This window comes from Salinivibrio sp. MA427, assembly GCF_001996115.1.
GTDB lineage: Bacteria > Pseudomonadota > Gammaproteobacteria > Enterobacterales > Vibrionaceae > Salinivibrio > Salinivibrio costicola.
Genome location: NZ_MUFH01000404.1, coordinates 1 through 1,916, shown reverse-complemented (window position 1 = coordinate 1,916; position 1,916 = coordinate 1). Strand labels below are relative to the sequence as shown.

Annotated in this window: 2 protein-coding genes; both read left to right on the top strand. The window is 42.4% G+C overall.

The genetic code is table 11. The features are described from left to right. Positions 1-1,061 (top strand): LacI family DNA-binding transcriptional regulator (locus BZG79_RS15030; protein WP_242414219.1); only part of this gene is annotated, 1,061 nt, incomplete at its 5' end. A 12-nt stretch (positions 1,062-1,073) separates the two neighbouring features. After that, on the top strand, positions 1,074-1,916 hold an 843-nt coding region (locus BZG79_RS15025; RefSeq protein WP_199878005.1), incomplete at its 3' end, for a glycoside hydrolase family 1 protein.

Genomic DNA, 1,916 nt, shown 5'->3' with positions numbered 1-1,916 from the left:
ATACTGAAAATCCGAAAGTTTGTAGTTTCGAGGGAAACTCCCTCTCACCTTTAGAGGTACGAATGGCCACGATTAAAGATGTTTGCAAGGCTGCCGGTGTATCTAAGGCGACAGTGTCTCGTGTTATCAATAAGACTGGACAGGTCAAAGAGAGTACCCGAGTAAAAGTTGAAGCAGCTATTAAACAATTGAACTATCGACCCAGTAGCTTGGCTCAAACATTAGCTGCGAGTAGCGGCAACAGTATTGGCCTAGTGCTATCGGACTTTGATGGCAGCTACTTTGGTAGTTTATTAAAGCAAGCATCTGCCAGTGCTACTAGAATGGGCAAGCAGCTGATTATTGCGGATGGAAAAAACCAAGCTGAGTTTGAATTACAAGCAGTGAGCTCCCTGGTTGAACAAAAGTGTGATGTGATTGTGCTTTACAGCCGTCAGCTGACGGCGCAACAACTTATCGAGCTTAATCATGAAATATCCACGCCTTTGATTCACGTTGGGCAAGAGCTTCCAGAATCGGCAGGTTATTCAATTGCATTTGATCAAAAGCGCGCGATAGAATCGGCGGCGACCCATCTTATGAGCATTGGTCATCGACACATTGCGTATTTTGGGCCTTGTCCAACAACAAGGACGACCCAAGTTCGGTTAGAGGCTTTTAAAGCGATTACTGAGAAGCAGCCCTTTTCTGTGGAAACACAGCATTTGGTGTGTGGCTTTGATGTAAAAGCAGCCTATGAACAAGCGCTGGAACAAATTCCCAACAATTGGCGTTTCAGTGCCATTGTCGCAGCGAGTGATGATATTGCTATTGGTATTTTACGTGCCTGTCGAGAGAAAGGCATTGGTGTACCTTCAGATGTATCAATCGTGAGTATCGATAATGAAAAAATGACTGAGTTTGTTGTACCACAGCTTACGACAGTTGATATCCCTATCGAACGTATTACGGAAAGAGCGATGGAAGTTGCCCAACAACTTATCGAGGATCAAGTAACTATAAGACCAGAGATTGTTGTGGGTGAGTTATTTGTGCGCGATTCGACTAAGCCTCTAGTATAAAAAGATGTTTTTATGAAATTTGCACATGATTTTCTTTTTGGCGCCGCGACGGCTTCTTATCAAATCGAAGGGGCAACGGATGTCGACGGTAAAGGGCCGACTAACTGGGATGAGTTTGTAAAAATCCCGGGAAAAACCTTTGAAGGAACAACGGGTGAAGTGGCGATTGATCACTATCATCGTTACAAAGAAGATATTAAGTTAATGGCTGAGATGGGGCTTGAGTCTTACCGTTTCTCTATTTCTTGGGCAAGAATTATTCCTGATGGTGTAGGCGCTATAAATCCTAAAGGTATTGAGTTTTATAACAATATCATTGATGAGTGTTTAAAATATGGAATAGTTCCTTTTGTAACGCTCTATCACTGGGACCTTCCTCTCTGTTTGGAAAAAGACGGAGGGTGGTTAAATAGAAAAACAATCGATGCTTTTTTGAACTATGCAAACGTTTGTTTTGAGAGCTTTGGTGATCGTGTCAAACATTTTATTACATTCAATGAAACCGTTATTTTTTGTGGGCACGGATATCTTGCGGGTGCGCATCCTCCGGGTATTCATAATGCGCCAGAAAAGTATTTTCAAGCGACGCATCATGTTTTTACTGCGCATGCTAAAGCTGTAATCGCATATAAAAAGCGTAAACAATATGGAGAAATAGGCTTGAGCCATGTCTTCACACCCGCGTTTTCAATTGATAATAGTGAAGATAACCTATTTGCAGCCATGCACGCTAATCAGTTTAACCTTAATTGGTTTTATGACCCTATTTTGAAGGGAGAGTACCCAGACTATGTGATGGCGTGGCTCGAAACCCAAGGTATCCAACCCAAAATAACGGCAGATGATAGAGAAAGT